Source organism: Diaphorobacter sp. HDW4A (assembly GCF_011305995.1).
Classification (GTDB): domain Bacteria; phylum Pseudomonadota; class Gammaproteobacteria; order Burkholderiales; family Burkholderiaceae_C; genus Diaphorobacter_A.
In genome coordinates this window covers 3,986,370-4,006,536 of sequence record NZ_CP049910.1, presented here as the reverse complement: position 1 = coordinate 4,006,536, position 20,167 = coordinate 3,986,370, and the positions used below count along the sequence as shown (strand labels likewise).

The following is a 20,167-nucleotide window of genomic DNA, read 5'->3' as shown; positions in this document are numbered from 1 at the left end:
GCGGACCGACAGAGGATGATCCGAGGCCATTGGATGAGGAGAATTTCCATGAACCAACTCGAAGCACTCAAGCAATTCACCACCGTTGTCGCCGACACCGGGGATTTCCACCAACTCAGCGCCTTTCAGCCGCAAGATGCGACGACCAATCCGTCGCTGATTCTCAAGGCCGTACAGAAGCCTGAATATGCGCCGCTGATGCAGGAATGTGTCACCCGCTTCAAGGGCCGCAGTATCGAAGAACTGATGGATCGTCTGATCGTGCGCTTCGGCTGCGAAATTCTGTCGATCATCCCCGGTCGCGTCTCGACCGAGGTGGACGCCCGCCTGTCGTTCGATACGGAGGCCACCGTAGCCCGCGCCGAGCGCATCGTCGAGCTGTATCAGGCCGAAGGCGTGCACATCGACCGCGTGCTGATCAAGATCGCATCGACCTGGGAAGGCATTCAGGCCGCCAAACAGCTTGAGGAGCGCGGCATCCACACCAACCTCACGCTGTTGTTCTCGTTTGCGCAGGCCGTGGCCTGCGGTCAGGCCAAGGTGCAGCTGATCTCGCCGTTCGTGGGCCGTATCTACGACTGGTACAAGAAGCAGGCCGGTGCCCACTGGAACGAGGCCGAGATGGCTGGTGCCAACGACCCCGGCGTGCAATCCGTGCGCGCGATCTACAACCACTACAAGCACTTCGGCATCCAGACCGAGGTGATGGGTGCGAGCTTTCGCAACGTGGGCCAGATCATCGCGCTGGCGGGCTCGGACCTGCTGACCATTGCGCCCGATCTGCTCGCCAAGCTGGCCGAGAGCAACGAGCCGATCACCCGTGCCCTCGACCCGGACGCCGCTCGTCAGCTCGATCTGCCCGTCGTGAGCTACGACGAGGCGGGTTTCCGCTACGCGCTCAACGCCGACGCCATGGCGACCGAAAAGCTCGCCGAAGGCATCCGCGCTTTCGCGGCCGATGCTGCCAAGCTTGAGCAGATGATGTTGGCTGCTGCATGATCGATCCGAGGACGCGCTGCGACCGCACTGCCGCGTGGCAGTTGCTCGGGGCTCACTATGAAAAGACCGGGCACGGCTTCAATGTGCGCGGCGCCTTTGCGGACGACAGTGAACGATTTGCACGCTTCAGCCAGCAGGCCCCGCTGGTGTTTGCCGATCTGTCGAAGAATCTGATCGATTTGGAAACACGCGAACTGCTCACCCAGCTCGCGCGCGAATCGGGGCTTGAGGCGTATCGCGACGCGATGTTTGCGGGCGAGGCTATCAACAACACGGAAAACCGCGCGGTCATGCACTGGCTGCTGCGCAGTCCCGCGAACGCGCAGGTCGCCAACGAGGGGATCGCTGCGAGCCTCGCTGAAGTGCATGACACGCTCGCTGCGATGCTCCAGATCGCCGAGCGCGTGCGCGCCGACGGTGCGATCACCGACATCGTCAATATCGGCATCGGCGGCTCCGACCTCGGTCCCGCGATGGCGGTGAAGGCGCTCGAAGACTTTGCGCATCCGGGCAAGAAACTGCATTTCATCTCGAACGTGGACGGCATGGAGCTCGGCAGCGTGCTGCGCAAGATCCGGCCCGAGAGCACGCTATTCTTGATCGCCTCCAAAACCTTCACGACAGCCGAGACCATGCTCAACGCGCATGCCGCACGCCGCTGGTTTCTGGCGAATGGTGGCTCGGCGGAGTGCGGTGCGAAGCTGTCGCTCAACAAGCATTTCATCGCGCTCACGACCAATCTGAAGGCGGCCTCGGAGTTTGGCATCGACACCACGCTCGGTTTCTGGGACTGGGTCGGCGGCCGCTACTCGATGTGGTCGGCCATCGGTCTGCCGATCGCCATCGCCATCGGCGAGCAGAACTTTCGCGAGATGTTGCATGGCGCGCATCTCATGGACGAGCATTTCCGCACGGAGCCGCTGGAGACCAATCTGCCTGTGCGTCTCGGCCTGCTCGACGTCTGGTACCGCAATTTCCACCGATTCACCAGCCGCAGCATCGCGCCCTACAGCCACGGCCTGCGCCGCCTGCCAGCGTATCTGCAGCAACTCGAGATGGAGAGCAACGGCAAAGGCGTTGATGCACAGGGCGAGGTCTTGCCATATGCCACATCGCCCGTGATCTGGGGAGAGCCGGGCACCAATGGCCAGCATGCCTTTTTCCAGATGATCCATCAGGGCCCGGACATCGTGCCTGTCGAGTTCATCGCGCTGCGCGAGGGTGGTCACGACCTGCCCGATCACCATCCGCGCCTGTTGGCCAACGCGCTTGCGCAGGCGCAGGCGTTGATGGTGGGCCGCCCCGGTAGCAGCGGGCACAGCTATTTCACCGGCAATCGCCCGAGCACCTTCCTTGTGCTGGACCGGCTTGATCCCGCGTCCTTCGGCGCTTTGATTGCCCTCTACGAACACCGCGTATTCACCAGCGGCGCCATCTGGGGTATCGACAGCTTCGACCAATGGGGCGTGGAACTTGGCAAGGTGCTCGCCAAGGAGCTGGAGCCCTTGCTGGCAGCGGGTGACAGCGAGAAGCTGGATCCGTCCACCGCCGGACTGCTGCACTATCTACAGTCCCACGAGAAATAATTTACTCCTTGGTGCAAACCTCTATTGGGGATAGCAGCGCTTCTGAACGATAGTGAGGCAGGCCAAGCCATTGCGCCCATCCGCGCATGGCTTGCGGCCACAAGCATCACTGCAACGACAGAAGGAGAACCCATGAAGCTCGTTTGGACCAGCCTCGCACTGGCTGGCATGTTGGCCGCCACAGCACAAGCACAAACGCCAGCAGGCACGATGGAGAAGATCCAGAGCGCAGGCAAGATCGTGCTCGGCGTGCGCGAAAGCTCGGCCCCCATGGCTTACGCCATCGGCGCGGACCGCAAATACGCGGGGTATCACGTCGAGCTCTGCGAAAAGGTGATGGCCCGCATTGCACCCAAGGTGAAGCTCGAGTACATGGCCCTCACCGCACAGAACACCATGCCGCTGGTGGAGAACGGCACCGTGGACATGGGCTGCGGCCCGACCACCAACAACCTCACGCGCCAGAAGCAAGTCTCCTTCGCCGTCACCACCTACGTGAGCCAGGTCCGCATGGCTGTGCGCGCCGACTCCGGCATCACCTCGTTCAAGCAACTCGACAACAAGAACATCGCCGCATCCGCAGGCACCACCGCCGTGCAACTGCTGCGCAAATACGGCAAGGACAACAACGTCACCCTGCCGACCTCCCTAGGCAAAGACCACTTCGAGAGCTTTCTCATGCTCGAATCCGGCCGCGCCGATGCCTTCGTGCTCGACGACAACCTGCTCGCCGGCGTCATCGCCAGCAGCAAGAACCCCGACGGCTTCAAGATCGTCGGAGAGGTGCTGGGCTCTGAACCCATCGCACTGCTGTTCCGCAAGGACGACCCGGTTTTCAAGAAGGCGGTAGATGGCGCATTGACCGAAATGATGAGGTCCGGCGAAGTCGCGAAGATCTACGACAAATGGTTCATGCAACCCATCCCGCCCACGAACAAGCCGTTGAACCTGCCGATGAGCGACACCCTCAAGCAACTGCTGCAGGAGCCGAACGACAAGCCGCTGGAGGCGTACGCAAACTGAGGCACGAGCGCAGCGAAGTGCCGACCACACCTCTTCAGGTCACTTTTGCGGCAAGCTGTCTGAACGGAGAGTCCGAAGGACTCGCAGTGAGTTTTGCCGCATGACTTCCAGGCGCGTTTTTGATTACTTTTTGCGTACAAGCAAAAAGTGACTGCCCCGCCGGGGGCAGTCCCGGCCTCCGCCCTCAACAACACAGCAGAAGCAAAAACAAAAAACAAAAAACAAAAAACCCCGCAGATCCCAAGACCTGCAGGGTTTTTTGTTTTGGAATGACTTCCGGACGCGAGAGGGCTGGAGCCTCTACCCACCAGCCGCCCAGCAGGACAATTACATGCCCATGCCGCCCATGCCACCCATGCCGCCCATGTCAGGCATGCCGCCAGGTGCGTCATCCTTAGGAGCCTCAGCCACCATGCATTCGGTGGTCAGCAGCAGGGAAGCCACGGAAGCAGCGTTCTGCAGTGCAGTACGTGTCACCTTGGTTGGGTCCAGGATACCCATTTCGAGCATGTCGCCGTAGGTGTCGTTGGCAGCGTTGAAGCCGTAGTTGCCCTTGCCGTTCAGAACAGCGTTCACAACCACCGATGGCTCGCCACCGGCGTTTGCCACGATTTCACGCAGCGGGGCTTCGATGGCCTTCAGAACCAGCTTGATACCAGCGTCTTGCTCGGCGTTGTCGCCCTTCAGTTCGCCGATGGCTTGCTTGGCGCGCAGGAATGCAACGCCGCCGCCTGCCACGATGCCTTCTTCCACAGCAGCGCGGGTAGCGTGCAGGGCGTCTTCAACGCGGGCCTTCTTTTCCTTCATTTCGACTTCGGTGGCAGCGCCAACCTTGATCACGGCAACACCGCCGGCCAGCTTGGCCACGCGCTCTTGCAGCTTTTCACGGTCGTAGTCGGAAGTGGCTTCTTCGATCTGCACGCGGATTTGCTTCACGCGGGCTTCGATGTCAGCACCTTGACCAGCACCGTCGATGATGATGGTGTTTTCCTTGCCCACTTCGATGGTCTTGGCTTGGCCCAGATCGGCCAAGGTGACCTTCTCGAGGGACATGCCGACTTCTTCAGCGATGACCTTGCCGCCCGTCAGGATGGCGATGTCTTCCAGCATGGCCTTGCGGCGGTCGCCGAAGCCAGGAGCCTTCACAGCCACAACCTTCAGGATGCCGCGGATGGTGTTGACCACCAGAGTTGCCAGCGCTTCGCCGTCAACTTCTTCAGCGACGATCAAGAGTGGACGGCCAGCCTTGGCAACTTGCTCCAGGGTAGGCAGCAGGTCGCGGATGTTGCTGATCTTCTTGTCGAACAGCAGCACGAACGGGTTGTCCAGAATCGCGGCTTGCTTTTCTGGGTTGTTGATGAAGTAAGGCGACAGGTAACCGCGGTCGAACTGCATGCCTTCAACGACGTCGAGTTCGTTGTCCAGGCTCTTGCCGTCTTCAACGGTGATCACGCCTTCCTTGCCGACCTTGTCCATTGCGTCAGCAATGATCTTTCCCACGGATTCGTCGGAGTTGGCCGAGATGGAACCAACTTGAGCGATTTCCTTGGAGGTGGTCGTAGCCTTGGATTGCTTCTTCAGTTGTTCGACCAGAGCCACAACAGCCTTGTCGATACCGCGCTTCAGATCCATGGGGTTCAGACCAGCGGCGACGTACTTGGAGCCTTCGCGAACGATGGCTTGAGCCAGCACGGTGGCGGTAGTCGTACCGTCACCAGCGATGTCGTTGGTCTTGGAAGCCACTTCCTTCACGAGCTGAGCGCCCATGTTCTGCAGCTTGTCCTTGAGTTCGATTTCCTTGGCCACGGACACACCGTCCTTGGTCACGGTAGGGGCGCCGAACGAGCGCTCCAGAACCACGTTACGACCCTTTGGGCCCAGTGTCACCTTGACTGCGTTAGCCAGGATGTTCACGCCTTCAACCATACGGGCGCGCGCTTCGCCGCCGAAAACTACGTCTTTTGCTGCCATTTTTGGCTCCTAAAGAATGGGGTACTTGGATTCGATGAAGAGGTATCGGCCCGAATCAATCAGGCCGAGAAGCATGAAGATGCTTACTTTTCGACGACTGCGAACAGGTCGTCTTCCTTCATCACCAGCAGTTCGTCGCCAGCGACCTTGACGGTCTGGCCCGAGTACTTGCCGAACAGAACGCGGTCGCCGACCTTCACGCCGGGAGCAATCAGAGCACCCTTGTCGTCACGCTTGCCGGGGCCCACAGCCACGACTTCGCCTTGATCAGGCTTCTCAGCAGCGCTGTCGGGGATCACGATGCCCGAAGCGGTCTTGGTTTCGTTCTCGAGGCGCTTGACGATCACGCGATCGTGCAGGGGACGCAGGTTCATATCAACTCCTAACAAAGATTTTTCAACTGGGTTGAACAAGAAGAAGAAAAGCTGATCCTGACGGATCGGGCTTAAAACTTGATGTCAGTTGCGTGGTGTTAGCACTCAACGTCAACGAGTGCTAATAATAAGGCAATTCCGGATGTTTTCAAGACCTTGCGTCATGAGGGCTTTCATGGAGGGCGACAGTCCGGCTTGATTTGTAGGTCTATTCCTACAACAAGCTTGTCCTTCGCCAGTAGTGCCCCGGCAAACGCAACGACAATATCCGCGTGCGAATTCTTCATACCTCTGACTGGCATCTGGGCCAGAACTTCATGGGCAAGTCCCGTCAGGCGGAACATCAGGCGCTGATCGCCTGGTTGCTCGCCCAAGTGCAGCAACAGGCGGTGGACGCGGTGCTGATCGCCGGGGATATTTTCGATACGGGCGCGCCGCCCAGCTATGCGCGCGAGATGTACAGCGATCTGGTCGTGCGTCTGCATGCGGCGGGCGTGGGCCTGCTGCTGCTCGCTGGCAACCACGATTCCGTTGCCACGCTGCGCGAGAGCCGCGAGCTGCTGTCGGTGCTCGATACGCATGTCTATCCTGCCGCCACCGAGCCGCAATCGCATGTGCGCGTGCTGCCAAGTCGGGTGGCAGGGCAGGCCGGATGCATCGTCTGCGCGATCCCGTTCATCCGCCCGCGCGATGTGGTGACTTCCGAGTTCGGCCAGAGTGCACAGGATCGGCAGCAGCAACTACTCGCGGCCATCAAGCAGTATTACCAGAGTGTGTATGACGTGGCTTGTGCGAAGCGCGACGAGTTGATGCAGCGGACCGGCCAGCGCCTGCCCATCATTGCCACGGGGCACCTGACAACGGTGGGCGCGAGCAGCAGCGAGTCGGTGCGTGAGATCTATGTGGGCACGCTGGAGGCGTTTCCCACGTCCGAATTTCCGCCGGTGGACTACCTCGCGCTCGGACATATCCACAAGCCGCAGAAGGTCGGGGGCCTGGAGCACATCCGCTACAGCGGCTCACCGATTGCGCTGAGTTTTGACGAGTTGGGTCAGCACAAGCAGATGCTGCTGGTCGATCTGGATGAGTCCGGCCTGCAGGCCGCAACGGAGCTGCCCGTGCCGGTTTTCCAGCCAATGATGAGCGTGCGCGGCGACCTGGGCTACATCTCCGAGACCCTGCCGCGTCTGGCCGCGCAGGCCGAGGCAGGCAAGACGGTCTGGCTCGAGATCACGGTGACCACCGATGACTATCTGGCCGATCTTCCCGCGCGCATTCAAAAGCTGGTCGAAGGCCAACCGCTGGAGGTACTGCGCATCCGCCGCGAGCGCGGGCAGACCATGGCGCAGCTGTTCGACAACAGTGGAGTGACGCTCGATGAACTCGATCCGCACGACGTGTTCGAGCGCCGATTGAGTCTGGAGGAGGGCATGGACGTCGCGCTGCGCAGTGCTATGTCGCAGCGCTACCGACAGATTGTGGACAAGGTGGTGACGGGCGACGCCCATGGTGACGGTGAGGGCGCGCAATGAAGATCCGCCGTCTGCAACTCAAGAACCTCAACTCGCTCAAGGGCGAGTGGATCATCGATTTCACCGTGCCGCCGCTCTCGGACAGCAGCCTGTTCGCGATCACCGGGCCCACGGGCGCAGGCAAGTCCACACTGCTTGACGCCATTTGCCTCGCGCTTTATCACGAGACGCCGCGCCTTGGCACGCAGTCCAAGACGGTCAATGACATCATGACGCGGCACACCGCAGATTGCAGCGCCGAGCTGGAGTTCGAGGTGCGCGGCGAGGTCTACCGCGCCTCCTGGAGCCAGCGCCGCGCCCGCGACAAGGTGGATGGCGCGCTGCAGTCACCGCAGGTCGAACTGGCCAAGGGCGATGGCACCGTCATCACCCGCCATGTGAGCGAGAAGCTCAAGCAGATCACCGAGATCACGCGGCTTGATTTTCCGCGCTTCACCCGCTCCATGCTGCTTGCACAGGGCGGCTTTGCGGCATTTCTGAACGCCAACGCCAACGACCGTGCCGAGCTGCTGGAAGAGTTGACCGGCACCGAGGTCTACGGCGAGATCTCGCAGCGTGTCTATGAGCGCGCACGCGATGAGCGCGACAAACTCGCCCTCATGCAATCGCGTGCCGATGGCATGGAGCTGCTCAGCGACGAGCAACGTGCGGCGATTCAAACAGAAGTCGCGGCGATTGGCACTCAACAAGCGGAGCTTTCGTCCAGGACAACTCTGTTGCGCGACCAACTGCAATGGCGCGTGGCCGTGACGGAAGGCGAGGCTGCCGTGCAAGGCGCGCAGCAGCGACTGCAGCAGGCCGACGTAGCCATCGAGCACGCCGCGCCCGAACTGCAGAGACTCGCCGCCAGCGAACCGGCGCAGGCGCTGGAACCCGTCCATCTGGCGTGGCAGGGGACGTACGCAGCCGTCCAGAACGCTGCCCGGCAACTCAGCGAAAGACAAAGCGAGCTCGATGCGCAAGGCGCAACGCAGAAGCGTGAACATGCACTAGCGTTCGCCTTTGCCAGATTGCTCGACGAGCAATCGGCACAGCAACTGCAGCGTCTTGAAGATGAGCGAACGACGCTGACCGATTGGACCAGTGTGCACGCACACCATGCGCACTTGGCCGAGAACCTGGGTGCGTGGCGCGAGCAATTCGCGCAGCAGGCCAGGGCCGAGGCCGACATTCGCACGAACGAGCAGGTTGCCAACGACACGACGGTCAAGCTCGATGACGTGCGCAGACGCTTGGGGCAGCACACGAACCAGAGCGAGGCCACCGCCAACGCGCATGCGCAGTGCGAGGCGCAACTGCAGTCGCTGCAGGAAAAGCAGACCCTGCTGCTCGGCACGCACACGCTGACCGCATTGCGCGAACAGTCGCAGCGCACGGAGAAGAATCTCTCCATCACCGAACGACTTGACGAAAGCGCTCGCCGCCAACGCGAGATGAAGGCGCAGTTTTTCGACGTGCGCAACCAGCGTTTGGAGGCGGTTCAGAGGGCCGAGGCGCAGCAGGCGCTGCAACTCGAAACGCAGGCCGCGCAGAACATCCTCAACGAGCGTGTGAACGACAAGCAGCGCCTACTCGAGCAGGAACAGATCATCCGCAGCCTCTCTGAGCATCGAGCCAATCTGCAACCCGGCGAGGCCTGCCCTCTGTGCGGCGCTCAAGAGCATCCGGCCATCGAGCACTATGCCCGATTGGACAGCTCGCCTACGCGCGCCGAACTCGAACGATTGAAGCTGGAGCAGAAACAAGGAGAGAAGAAGGTGCTCGAAAGTGGCGCTGAGTTTGCCGCCGCACAGACGCAAGCCCGTCACCTGCAGACGCGAGAGCAACAATTGATCGACGAAGGCCGTGCCAACCAAGCTGCATGGGATGCGCTGCGCGACCAACTTCAGCAGGGCGAACCGCTGCAAGCCAAAGACTGGGAACTGGCCGAACGACTGTCGCTCGCCCTGTCGTCAGCGCAGATGCAAGCAACGGCGTTGCGTGAACGGTTGCAATCCGCTGAAGCGCTCGATCATGAAATGCACGAAGCAGGCAAACGCCAAACCGAGCTGGCCCACGCCATGCATGCAGCGCGCGAAGAAGCCTTGCGCTTGCAGCAGCAGGCAGAAAGCCTTGCGCACAAGTTGGCGGATGCCGTGGCACTGTTGGCGCAGCAACGCGCAGGCTTGCAGACACAGCAGGCGCAGATGCTTGGTGTCTTGTGCAGTGCTGGGTTCGCCGATCTCACGGGATTGCCCGCCGACACGAATGCTTGGTTGCACGCGCGCGACGAAGAGCGCCACGCATGGCAGCAAAAGCAGGGCCGTATACAGAACATCGGCATCGAACTGGAGCGCCAGCGCGCCGCCTGCGAGCAGATGCGGTCACAACGCGACCTCTGGAACCAGCGGACAGCAGCGCTCACCAATGAAATCGTCGACATCCCCAGTGACTTGAACGCAGCGCAGGCACTTGCCGACTGCAGCGCACGCATCGATGCCATCGCGACCCGCACCGCGCAGCTCGCAGGTAGCGTGCGTGAACTGGAGGACGCGCTGGCCCGCCTGCGCGAAGATCAGCAGGCAGCCGACCAGCGTTGGTGCGATGCGCTGCATGGCAGTCCTTTTGTCGACGAAGCGGCGTTTTTCCACGCGCGTCTCTTGCCTGAGGAACGCAGCCAACTTCAATCAGGCAAGCAGCAGCGCGAGCATGAGCGTCAGGTCGCCGCCGAGCTGCTGCTAGCGCAGCAGACCAAGCTTGCCGGTCTGCAATCGCGCAACGCCACCGAAGCGGGCTGCGAAACGTTGGAGCAAGACATTGCTCAGATGGAGACTGAATCCATTCAGCTGAACCAGCAACTGGGCGGCAAGCTCGCCACGCTGGAGCGCGACAACGCCTTGCGCGGCAGTCAACAGGAACTGCTCGCGCAGATCACCGCACAAACCGGCGAATCCGACACTTGGCAGCACCTCGATGCATTGGTCGGCTCGGCCAAGGGCGACAAGTTCCGGAAGTTCGCACAGGGCCTGACGCTGGATCACCTGCTCACGCTCGCCAACCGGCAGCTTGAGCGACTCCACGGTCGTTATGTGCTGCGTCGCAAGTCATCCGGCGAACTGGAGCTCGAGATCGTCGACCTGTGGCAGGCAGACGCGGCGCGCGATACGCGCACGCTGTCGGGCGGCGAAAGCTTTCTTGTCAGCTTGGCACTCGCGCTCGCGCTCTCGGACTTGGTCAGTCACAAGACGTCGATCGACTCACTGTTCCTCGACGAAGGCTTCGGCACACTCGATGCCGACACGCTGGACATGGCACTCAACGCGCTCGACACCCTCAACGCCAGCGGCAAGATGGTTGGCATCATCAGCCATGTTGAGGGACTGAAAGATCGCATCGCCACACAGATCCGCGTGGAAAAAGGTGGCGGCGTGGGGCACTCGTGGCTGAGTCTTCATCCGTGAGCCGGGGGCGTTCTAGCCGGAGAATTTGAGCGGTGCGTGTTGACTTTTCTGCGAAAGCCTTATCGAAGGCAACGCGGCAAAGCGATATGAAGAGACGCAGTACCCTTCAAGCTTTACGTGGTATGCCGTCGTTACTTGGGTAATAGATTGCAATTTTTAACTAATAAGTTTGCAATCAAATTGCAAGGTCTGCAGTTTCAGCCGAGGGATTTTGATCGAATGCCTTGGAAATGAACCCGAATCGGGTGGTGCGGTTGCGTGAAGAAATCTTTAGAACGCTATTTTTTTAATAGCAATCGACTATCGATTGATAAGGTAATCTTGAAGATAGGACGTTCCGCCTACAATTGGTGGCTTTGTCGACCCATTAGTGGGTTTCAATAGGGTATTTGGGGGAGCATTGCACTGGCGATATCGCTTTGAGCGTGATTGTGTGAAAGCAAGCACTTCGCAAAACGATTCGGACAGTGTTTCAGGTTCGTCGTGCATTGCTCCTGCTGAAATCACAGGCTGATATGGCGTCTTTGCAAACCACCACCATGCTTTTGGGCGTGGGACTGGCGATTCTGATCTTGTATCTGATTCGCCGCGATCATCTTTATCTGATGCACGGCCTGTTTTGGGTTGCCGTCGCAGCCGCGGCCGCCCTTTTGGGGGCTTGGCCGGGTCTTGTCGACCGCATCGCCTATTCGGTGGGTATCTCCTACCCACCTGCACTGCTTTTGCTCTTCGCCTGCATTGTGCTGTTTGTCAAGGCACTGCACGCAGACATGGTGAACACGCGCATCGAGCGCGATGTGCGCCGACTCAATCAACGGCTCGCAATGCTGGAATCGGATATGGAAAGCCTTTCGCGCAATACATCCTCCGCATCGCCAGCAACCTCCTCCTACCATGACTGATCAGCTTCTTCCCGTCATCCTTTGCGGCGGCTCAGGCACGCGGCTGTGGCCGCTGTCGCGTGAAACGTATCCCAAACAATTTCATGCATTGGCAGGCACCGCCAGCATGCTGCAGGACACTGCCACCAGGCTTCAAGGCATCGATTCTGAAGTGCAACTTTCCGCGCCGCTGCTGGTCTGCAATGTCGAGCATCGCTTTCTGGTCGCCACCCAACTGCAGCAGTCGAACATCGAGAATGCCCGCATTCTGTTGGAGCCTGCTGGTCGCAACACCGCACCCGCACTCACCATAGCCGCCCTGCAGGCGCGGGCGGAGGGGGCAGATCCCGTGATGCTGGCGATGCCTGCGGATCACGTGATCGCCGACAAGCCAGCTTTTCACGCGGCGGTCCAAAGCGCTTTCCGTGCAGCCAGCAAAGGCGATATGGTCACCTTCGGCATCGTCGCGGATCGTCCCGAAACCGGCTATGGCTATATCCAACACGGTACGACCGAGCAGGGCGACACGTTTGAAGTCCAGAGCTTCGTGGAAAAACCGGATCGCGAGCGCGCGCAAAACTATCTCGCCGCAGGCAACTACCTGTGGAACAGTGGCCTATTTGTCGTGCGAGCTAGCGTGTGGCTCAAGGCCATGCAGCAATTCCGCTCGGACATTCTGGCCGCTTGTGAACAATCCATGAGCAATGCCCAGCGCGACACTGACTTTGTGCGCCCCGAGGCCGATGCATTCAAATCAAGCCCTTCCGACTCCATCGACTACGCCGTCATGGAGCGCCTGCCCAAGATGCCCGAACTCGGCATCGCCGCTCGCGTCATCCCGCTCAACGCCGGCTGGTCCGACGTTGGCGCATGGGATGCCCTCTGGAGCGTGCGCGAGCATGACGAAAACGGTAATGCCATCATCGGCAACGCGGTGCAGCGTGGCTGCAAGAACTCGTTGTTCCTCTCAAGCAGTCGCCTCGTCGCCGGAGTGGGTCTCGAGCACATCGCCGTGGTCGAAACCCCCGACGCCATCCTCGTCGCTGACCTGCGCCGTACACAGGAAGTCAAGCAGATCGTCGCTCACTTGCAGAAGCACGGCAAAGACTTGGCTCACTCCCACCGCAAGGTACACCGCCCTTGGGGCTGGTACGACAGCATCGACTATGGAGAGCGTTTTCAGGTCAAGCGCATCGTGGTCAATCCAGGCGCGTCGCTCAGTCTGCAAATGCACCACCACCGTGCAGAACACTGGGTGGTGGTCAAGGGCACTGCCGAAGTCACCAATGGCGACCAAGTGCTGCTGCTGGGCGAAAACGAATCCACTTTCATCCCGCTGGGGCATGTGCACCGCCTGCGCAATCCTGGAAAGATGCCGCTTGAGATTGTGGAAGTGCAGTCGGGGAGTTATTTGGGTGAGGACGATATCGTTCGTTTCGAAGATACGTATGGGCGTGTGCCTGCCGCACCGGCCGGAGCGTAAGTTTCAATGTCCAGATTAGTTATGTTGAGAGCGTTGTGGGCGTACCGGGGATTCATATGGAGCAGCGTGATGCGCGAGTTCCATGGTCGATATCGCGAATCGCTTTTGGGTGCGTTCTGGTCGGTGGTAAATCCACTGACGATGATCATTATTTACACCGTGATTTTCGGCCAGTTGATGCGCCCGACTTTGCCGGGGCATGAAAGCACGCCATTTGCTTTCAGTATTTATCTTTGTGCCGGTGTTATCACTTGGAATCTATTTTCTGAGATGTTGGGGCGATTAAATAATGTCTTTCTTGAAAATGGAAACATGATCAAGAAATCCAATTTTCCTAGAGCCTGTCTGCCAGTCATTGTGACGGTATCTGCACTACTCAATTTTGGAATTATTTTTTTTCTATATCTCGGATTCCTTGTACTTATAGGTCACTGGCCCGGCTGGGCCTTATTGTCTCTCATTCCATTGTTGATGCTGCAATTGCTGTTCACGTTGGGGCTGGGTGTATTACTTGGAACCGTCAATGTTTTTTTTCGGGATGTGGGGCAGTTGACTGGTGTGTTGCTGCAGTTCTGGTTCTGGCTCACTCCCATCGTCTACACGATGGGATCGCTTCCCGCTGGTGCACAGAAGGCATTCCAATACAACCCGCTGCAGCCGCTCATTACCAGCTATCAACAGATCTTTTTGGATGGGATGGTGCCCGATTTTTCGAAGTTGATTCCATTGACAATCATAACGTTCATTCTTTTAATTCTTGCTGCGCGCTTTTTCATCAAGCGAGTCGGTGAATTGGTGGACGAACTGTGATGAGTGCCTTGATTGTTGAGAACGTCGGTAAGGCGTACAAGCGTTATCCTGGTAAATGGGCGCGCATGTGGGAGTGGATTTCGGGCCGCGAGACGCATGAAAAGACTTGGGTTCTTCGTAACATAGATTTCAAAGTTGCCAAGGGCGAGGCCGTCGGCATCATTGGTGTGAATGGCGCGGGGAAGAGTACGCTATTGAAGATCATTACCGGCACCACGCAGCCCACTACCGGACGAATCAGCGTCAACGGACGAGTAGCTGCGCTGCTCGAACTAGGGATGGGCTTTCACTCGGATTTCACGGGACGGCAGAATGTGTTCATGGCAGGTCAGTTGCTCGGCTTGCAGGCGGATGAAATTGCTGCTTGCATGCCAGCAATTGAATTGTTCGCGGAAATAGGTGACTACATTGACAGGCCAGTACGTATGTACTCCAGCGGCATGCAGATGCGCTTGGCGTTCAGTGTGGCGACTGCCGTTAGGCCCGATCTGTTGATCGTGGATGAAGCCCTGTCCGTTGGGGATGCGTACTTTCAGCACAAAAGCTTCAATCGCATTCGTGAATTCAGACAGCAGGGGACGACGTTGCTGATCGTCTCTCACGACAAGAGCGCAATCCAGTCGCTATGTGATCGAGCCATTCTCCTCGAGCGCGGGAACGTGGCCAAAGACGGCGCACCGGAAGAGGTTATGGATTTCTACAACGCGCTCATTGCCGAGCGAGAGAACTCCACCATCAGGACCACCAAGACCGAATACGGGAAAACAGCGACACGCTCGGGTACGGGTGAGGCCTCGGTCACGGATATCGTTCTTGAAGACGAGAGCGGGCGAATCGTCGAGTGGGTGGACGTAGGGCAACAGGTAACCCTGCGTATTGATGTCAAAGTGCATTCCGATGTGGAACGTCTGGTGCTGGGTTATGGCATCAAGGATCGATTGGGGCAGGTGGTTTTCGGCACCAATACGGATCTCAAGAAGCAAGAGGTCCATTCAGCCAAAAGCGGTGAATGTCTGCGATATCGAATTCAGTTCCCAGCCAATCTGGGTCCAGGAAGCTATTCGATTCAAACGGCTTTGTGCAGCACTGAAACCCATTTGGTGAACAACTATGAGTGGCGCGATTTGGCACTAGTGTTTAACGTGGTCAATATTAGCAAGACGGGCTTTGATGGATATGCGTGGATTGATCCCACAATCGGGATCGAAAAGTTATGACGTTCATTGCATATGCCCAGAACAACGAGGATGTAGTCCTTTTTCGTGCACTTGAAGGGGTAGTCAACGGGGCTTATATCGACGTCGGCGCTAACGATCCGGTTGCGGATTCGGTGACCAAGGCGTTCTACGACCGGGGTTGGCGCGGCATCAATGTCGAGCCGTTGGAAATGCATTGGAGAGATCTGGAGCGAGAAAGACCAGGTGACATCAATCTTCGCTGCGTGGCAGGCCCGGTTGAAGGCAGCGTGGATATCTGGGAGCCGTTGATTCGTGGCTGGTCAACCGTGTCGCCGAAGATCATCGAAGAACATAGGGCGTCAGGCGTGTCGGGGGTGACGCATTCCGTGCGGATGCTGACCTTGGCTGCAATCTGCAGGCAGTATGTTTCGGGGGACATTCACTTTTTGAAAATTGACGTGGAAGGATTCGAGAAAGACGTGCTTGCGGGTATGGATTTCCAATCCTTTCGGCCGTGGATTGTGGTGGTTGAGGCCTTTGATCCAATCACCAAGATGGAGAACTTTGAGGATTGGGAGCACCTCCTGACTTCTCATGCCTACGGCTTTGCCTACGCCGATGGCCTCAATCGATTTTATGTAGCGCTTGAGCACGCGGAAATCATCGAGAGGATGAAATATCCTCCCAATGTGTTTGACGACTTTGTGCGAGTGGCGCAGATAGAGCAGACTCAGCGCGCAGAGTCTGCTGAGGCCGTTGAGGCGCAACGGAGTGAACAGCTGATTGAGCTTGGGAAACAGTTCAGTGAAGCTCAAGAAAATTACGCAAGGCTCGAGAGCGATAATTCCGCGCGCCTAGCCGAGTTTTCCGAGAAAGCGCATGAGTGGTGGAGCAAGGCGCTTTCACTTGAAAGCGAGCTTAAAAGTGTCAAGGCAAGTTGGTCGTGGAGAGCGACGTATCCGATGCGCATCTTGCTGGGTGTGATTCGGCACCCAGGAGCCACTCTAAAACCATTGGGCAACAGGTTGGTGCGATGGAGCCTGCGGGTTTTAGCGAAACCGCTGTCAATGCTGATGGAGCGTATTTTAGGTAACCGCAACTTCAGCGAGCGTCTCAATTATTGGTTGCTGAAGAACTACCCAACGCTACATGCTCACCTGAGAACCATTGCTATCCAGACCGGTGCAATGGTGGAGGTCGAGCGCCCCAAATTGGCGATTTCGAAGTTGGATCAGGCATCTCAGGACGGATGGTCCGATCTGGGGTTACTTGACGTATTCCCAAAGTATCCAGTGTTGCCTGAAGGTTTGACATTTTCACGCGGCAGGATCAACAACGCACATTGGGTGCGATTCACCGGACATCTGGAAGGGCACTACAGCCTGGCCATCGTGAATCGCAATATCGTTGCCGCATTGGACGATCTCATGCCGGGGCGAGTGCATTTCATCCCTTTCCATGGCAAGCCCTACGACAAAATTCCGAAGCTGCCCCAAGAGCAGGAAGTCGCACTGAGTGCCGCGCTGAACAATCAGATTCCTGGCTCGTTTGGCCCTGAGACGATTTCCATCACCCACCACTATCCGATGATTGGCGACGAGTTGCCTTCAGGATTAAAGCTGTGCATTTTCTTTTGGGAGGAGACATCCGTTCCCATTGACATCGTTGCAAAATTGAATGCGAGCTTTGATGGTGTGATTGTGGCGGCGGAATCCGTCAAGGTGGCACTGATCAATTCAGGTTGCCAAAAGCGCGTGGTGGTGGTGCCAATAGGGATTGACCACATAGTTGCGCGAGATACTCCGCCTGTGCAATCGGTAAAGCCTGAGGCTGGTGTCCCGTTTCGCTTTCTGCATGTGTCATCTGCATTTCACCGCAAAGGCGTAGATGTCTTGCTCGAAGCATTTCTCGAGGCGTTCACTGAAAGCGATGCCGTCGAGTTATACATCAAGACGTTTCCCAACCCGCACAACCAGGTCGCGGAACTGTTGCAGGCGTATTCGGCGAAGCACAAGCATCCAGCGCGGGTCATCATAGATGAGCAGCCTCTGGACGATGCGGGAATGATCGCGCTCTACCGCACGGCGAATTCAGCTGTGCTGCCAACTCGAGGTGAGGGGTTCAACCTTCCGGCGGCCGAAGCGCTGGCGATGGGCATTCCTGTCATCACCACCGGATATAGTGCACAGGTCGATTTCTGCACTCTGTCCACTGCGCATCTTGTGGGCTTTCAGTTTGGGGCATCGGAGAGTCACGTACGTACAGATGACGCATGCTGGGTCAATCCGAACAAGACGGATTTGGTCAGGCAACTCCGACGCGTGCGTGAGAGAGTGCTGGCGGGAGACCCGGAAATCCACAATATGCGGGAGTCGGCCACCAAGTATGTGCGCGATACCTACTCTTGGGCCAACGCTGCAAAATCCATCGCTGGGTACTCTGAGGTTCTCTTGGCGGAGAACACTGCTACGAGAGGAGTAAAAAATATTGCGCTTCTGACGCCTTGGGCGGCTAAGTGCGGGATCGCTGAATACAGTGAAAAGCTGTTCAAGAATATCGTGGGCGCAGATGCGATATCAGCAAAAATCTTCGCGGATTCACGTACCAAAATTGTAGATGCAAATGTCTTCGTCAGTTGGAAAGTGGGCGATGTGGCAAGCGTCGTACGCACTCTTGTCCGAATTCAGGAGCAGAAGGTAGACGCGATTTTCGTCCAGCACCAGCCGAGTCTGTACGAATTGTCCGAAGTAGTCTGCGAGCATTTGTTGGCACTTCAGAACAAGGGATGTGGCGTTTATCTGGAATTGCACTCTACACAACCATTGCTCTCTGAGTTCCGGTTGACGCCAAAGGCTGTCCGATGCCTTGAACAATTGGATCGCATCATCGTCCATAAGGTAGAGGATCTCAACAATTTGTTATCTCTCGGACTGTGGCGAAATGTAATGTTGCTGAAGCTTGGCGTCGTTCAGCCGTTGTTAGATCCGGACGTGGGCAAGGCACGGAATGAATATGGCATTCCTATGGACGCGCTGGTTCTAGGTTGTTTTGGATTTGCACTGCCGCACAAGGGATTGGATGCCGTGGTGGGAGCGATTTCGTTGCTGTCTGCGCAACTTCAACGACCGGTTCATATGCTCGCAGTCTGCTCGGCACTGGATGAACGAAGCGCTCATGTGATCAAGGGCTGCAAGGCTCAAGCCGAGCGCTTGGGCGTGTCAAAGAACATTACCTGGATCACCGACTATCGTCCGATTTCAGAATGCCAGGAGCTGTTGTCGTCGGTTGATTACATGGTGTTTCCATATCGGGATACCCAGGAAAGCGCCAGCGGTGCAGTCACCATCGGCTTGTCGACATTGAAGCCCGTTTTGGTGAGTCCGTTGGACATTTTCTCGGATGTGAGTGACGTCACTTTGCAGATGTCAGGCCCTGATGACGCGGATATTAGTCGCACAGTACTTGAATGGGAGTCAACCTCCGAAGAAATGCAGGCCGTATTGCTCGAAAAGCAGCGGCAGTGGCTGAAGGTCCGTGATTGGGTGAGCGTTTCTCAAAGATTACTGACCATGGTGAGCGTATTGCGCCGTGAAGCACTGACTCAGAAGATTCACCCGTGGGGGCACGCGGCGGATGTAATGCAATTCAGCGTGAAGTCAGAACGTCGTATGTTTGTCGACATCTCCGAGCTGTACGTGAGGGATGCGAAGACTGGCATTCAGCGAGTCGTCAGGAACATACTGAACGAGCTGGAGAAAAAGCCACTCAGCGGATATTCTGTGCACCCAATCTATGGGGTGAAGGGAAGGGGTTATTTCCATGCGGCAGACTCTGATGGTCTCTACAATGCATGCAAAGGCTCGCCTGTTTATCCTGGAGTGGATGACATATTTCTTGGTTTGGATCTCGCCGCTCACCTGTTCCCTGAGGCACAAGAAGATATGGAGAGCTTCAAACGTGCGGGCGCAAAAATATTCTTCGTGGTGTATGACATCATTCCGTTGCGCAACAAGAATTATGCATTTCCAGGAATTGAGCGGGCCTTTGAGGATTGGTTAAGTGGGCTCAATCGCTATGCCGATGGGCTGATTTGTATATCGAAAGCTGTTGCTGATGATGTCAGTGCTTGGCTGAACGAGCATGGCGGTGTACGCGATGGCCTCGCGCTGGATTATTTTCATCTCGGTGCCGACTTCCACGACGGTGATGCTGGTGCATTGAAAGCATCAAATAATTTTTCGGTTCCTGAGCAATTGCATGGGGCTGTCAATTTTCTAATGGTTGGAACATTGGAGCCTCGAAAAGGACATGCTCAGATTTTGAGAGTTTTTGAGAGACTATGGAAGACAGGTGTGTCTGCCAATCTGGTGATTGTCGGGAAAATAGGCTGGAATGTTGATGATCTTGTATCGGATTTGAAAAAAAGCCAATTCATTCACAAGACATTGTTCTGGTTTGATGATCTGGATGATGTCGCATTAACTGAATTGTATTCATCCGCCACCTGTCTTGTTGCAGCATCATACGCTGAGGGCTTTGGGTTGCCATTGATAGAGGCAGCGCAAAAGGGTTTGCATATCATTGCCAGAGATATTCCTGTATTTCGTGAGGTGGGCGGGGAAAGCGCTGCGTATTTTCATGGTGAAAATGATGAAAGCCTCGACGTCTTCTTGCGCGAATGGCTAGGGGCATTTGCCTCAGGGGCTGTAATTTCAAGTCAAGGAATGAAGTGGAAAAGCTGGAGCGAAAGTGCCGGCGATTTGAAAATATTGCTTGATAAAAATTCTCTCAATGGACGATATGGATAGAAGTCATTCAGTTGAGAGATGTTGTCTTGGTGGCGTTGAATGTGTTTGGCTGCCATGATGCATATGGTGAATGCCATAATAC

The 20,167-nt window shown here is 57.2% G+C and carries 12 protein-coding genes; 10 read left to right on the top strand and 2 right to left on the bottom strand.

Features of this window, described 5'->3' with window-relative positions; translation table 11 throughout:
- Positions 1–48 precede the first annotated feature (48 nt).
- The 3 genes from tal to G7047_RS18350 all read left to right on the top strand — a co-directional run bounded on the left by tal (position 49) and on the right by G7047_RS18350 (position 3,608).
- A complete protein-coding gene (gene tal, locus G7047_RS18360) occupies positions 49–999 on the top strand; it encodes a transaldolase (protein WP_166308572.1) in 951 nt (316 codons plus the stop codon).
- Positions 996–2,585 carry a glucose-6-phosphate isomerase gene (gene pgi, locus G7047_RS18355; RefSeq protein ID WP_166308570.1) on the top strand — a complete coding sequence of 530 codons (1,590 nt, stop codon included), beginning with the start codon at positions 996–998 and terminating at the stop codon, positions 2,583–2,585. The genes tal and pgi overlap by 4 nt, the downstream gene beginning before the upstream one ends.
- A 132-nt stretch (positions 2,586–2,717) precedes the next feature.
- On the top strand, positions 2,718–3,608 hold the full coding sequence (locus tag G7047_RS18350; protein WP_166308568.1) for an amino acid ABC transporter substrate-binding protein: 891 nt from the start codon (positions 2,718–2,720) through the stop codon (positions 3,606–3,608).
- Between the two features lie 327 nt (positions 3,609–3,935).
- On the opposite strand, the gene groL is transcribed toward G7047_RS18350, so the two are convergent.
- Positions 3,936–5,579, bottom strand: coding sequence for a chaperonin GroEL (gene groL / locus G7047_RS18345; RefSeq protein ID WP_166308566.1), 1,644 nt, complete (start codon positions 5,577–5,579; stop codon positions 3,936–3,938).
- An 83-nt stretch (positions 5,580–5,662) separates the two neighbouring features.
- The gene (locus G7047_RS18340; protein WP_166308564.1) at positions 5,663–5,953 is read right to left on the bottom strand and encodes a co-chaperone GroES; all 291 of its coding nucleotides are present in this window, start codon (positions 5,951–5,953) and stop codon (positions 5,663–5,665) included.
- 272 nt (positions 5,954–6,225) lie between these two features.
- Between G7047_RS18340 and sbcD the strand changes: the two genes are divergently transcribed.
- From sbcD to G7047_RS18305, 7 genes are all read left to right on the top strand, one after another.
- Entirely contained in the window at positions 6,226–7,485 is a 1,260-nt protein-coding gene (gene sbcD / locus G7047_RS18335; protein ID WP_166308562.1) for an exonuclease subunit SbcD, read from the top strand.
- Positions 7,482–10,925 carry an AAA family ATPase gene (locus tag G7047_RS18330; RefSeq protein ID WP_166308560.1) on the top strand — a complete coding sequence of 1,148 codons (3,444 nt, stop codon included), beginning with the start codon at positions 7,482–7,484 and terminating at the stop codon, positions 10,923–10,925. The genes sbcD and G7047_RS18330 overlap by 4 nt, the downstream gene beginning before the upstream one ends.
- Before the next feature lie 515 nt (positions 10,926–11,440).
- Positions 11,441–11,827, top strand: coding sequence for a DUF2304 domain-containing protein (locus G7047_RS18325; protein ID WP_166312140.1), 387 nt, complete (start codon positions 11,441–11,443; stop codon positions 11,825–11,827).
- On the top strand, positions 11,820–13,289 hold the full coding sequence (locus G7047_RS18320) for a mannose-1-phosphate guanylyltransferase/mannose-6-phosphate isomerase (protein ID WP_166308558.1): 1,470 nt from the start codon (positions 11,820–11,822) through the stop codon (positions 13,287–13,289). Before G7047_RS18325 ends, G7047_RS18320 begins: the two co-directional genes overlap by 8 nt.
- A 6-nt stretch (positions 13,290–13,295) precedes the next feature.
- A complete protein-coding gene (locus G7047_RS18315; protein ID WP_305793614.1) occupies positions 13,296–14,099 on the top strand; it encodes an ABC transporter permease in 804 nt (267 codons plus the stop codon).
- Positions 14,099–15,316: an ABC transporter ATP-binding protein gene (locus tag G7047_RS18310; protein WP_166308554.1), complete on the top strand. Its 1,218-nt coding sequence runs from the start codon at positions 14,099–14,101 to the stop codon at positions 15,314–15,316. Before G7047_RS18315 ends, G7047_RS18310 begins: the two co-directional genes overlap by 1 nt.
- Positions 15,313–20,085 (top strand): FkbM family methyltransferase, encoded by a 4,773-nt coding sequence (locus tag G7047_RS18305; protein ID WP_166308552.1) that lies wholly within the window; start codon positions 15,313–15,315, stop codon positions 20,083–20,085. Before G7047_RS18310 ends, G7047_RS18305 begins: the two co-directional genes overlap by 4 nt.
- Positions 20,086–20,167: the final 82 nt, after the last annotated feature.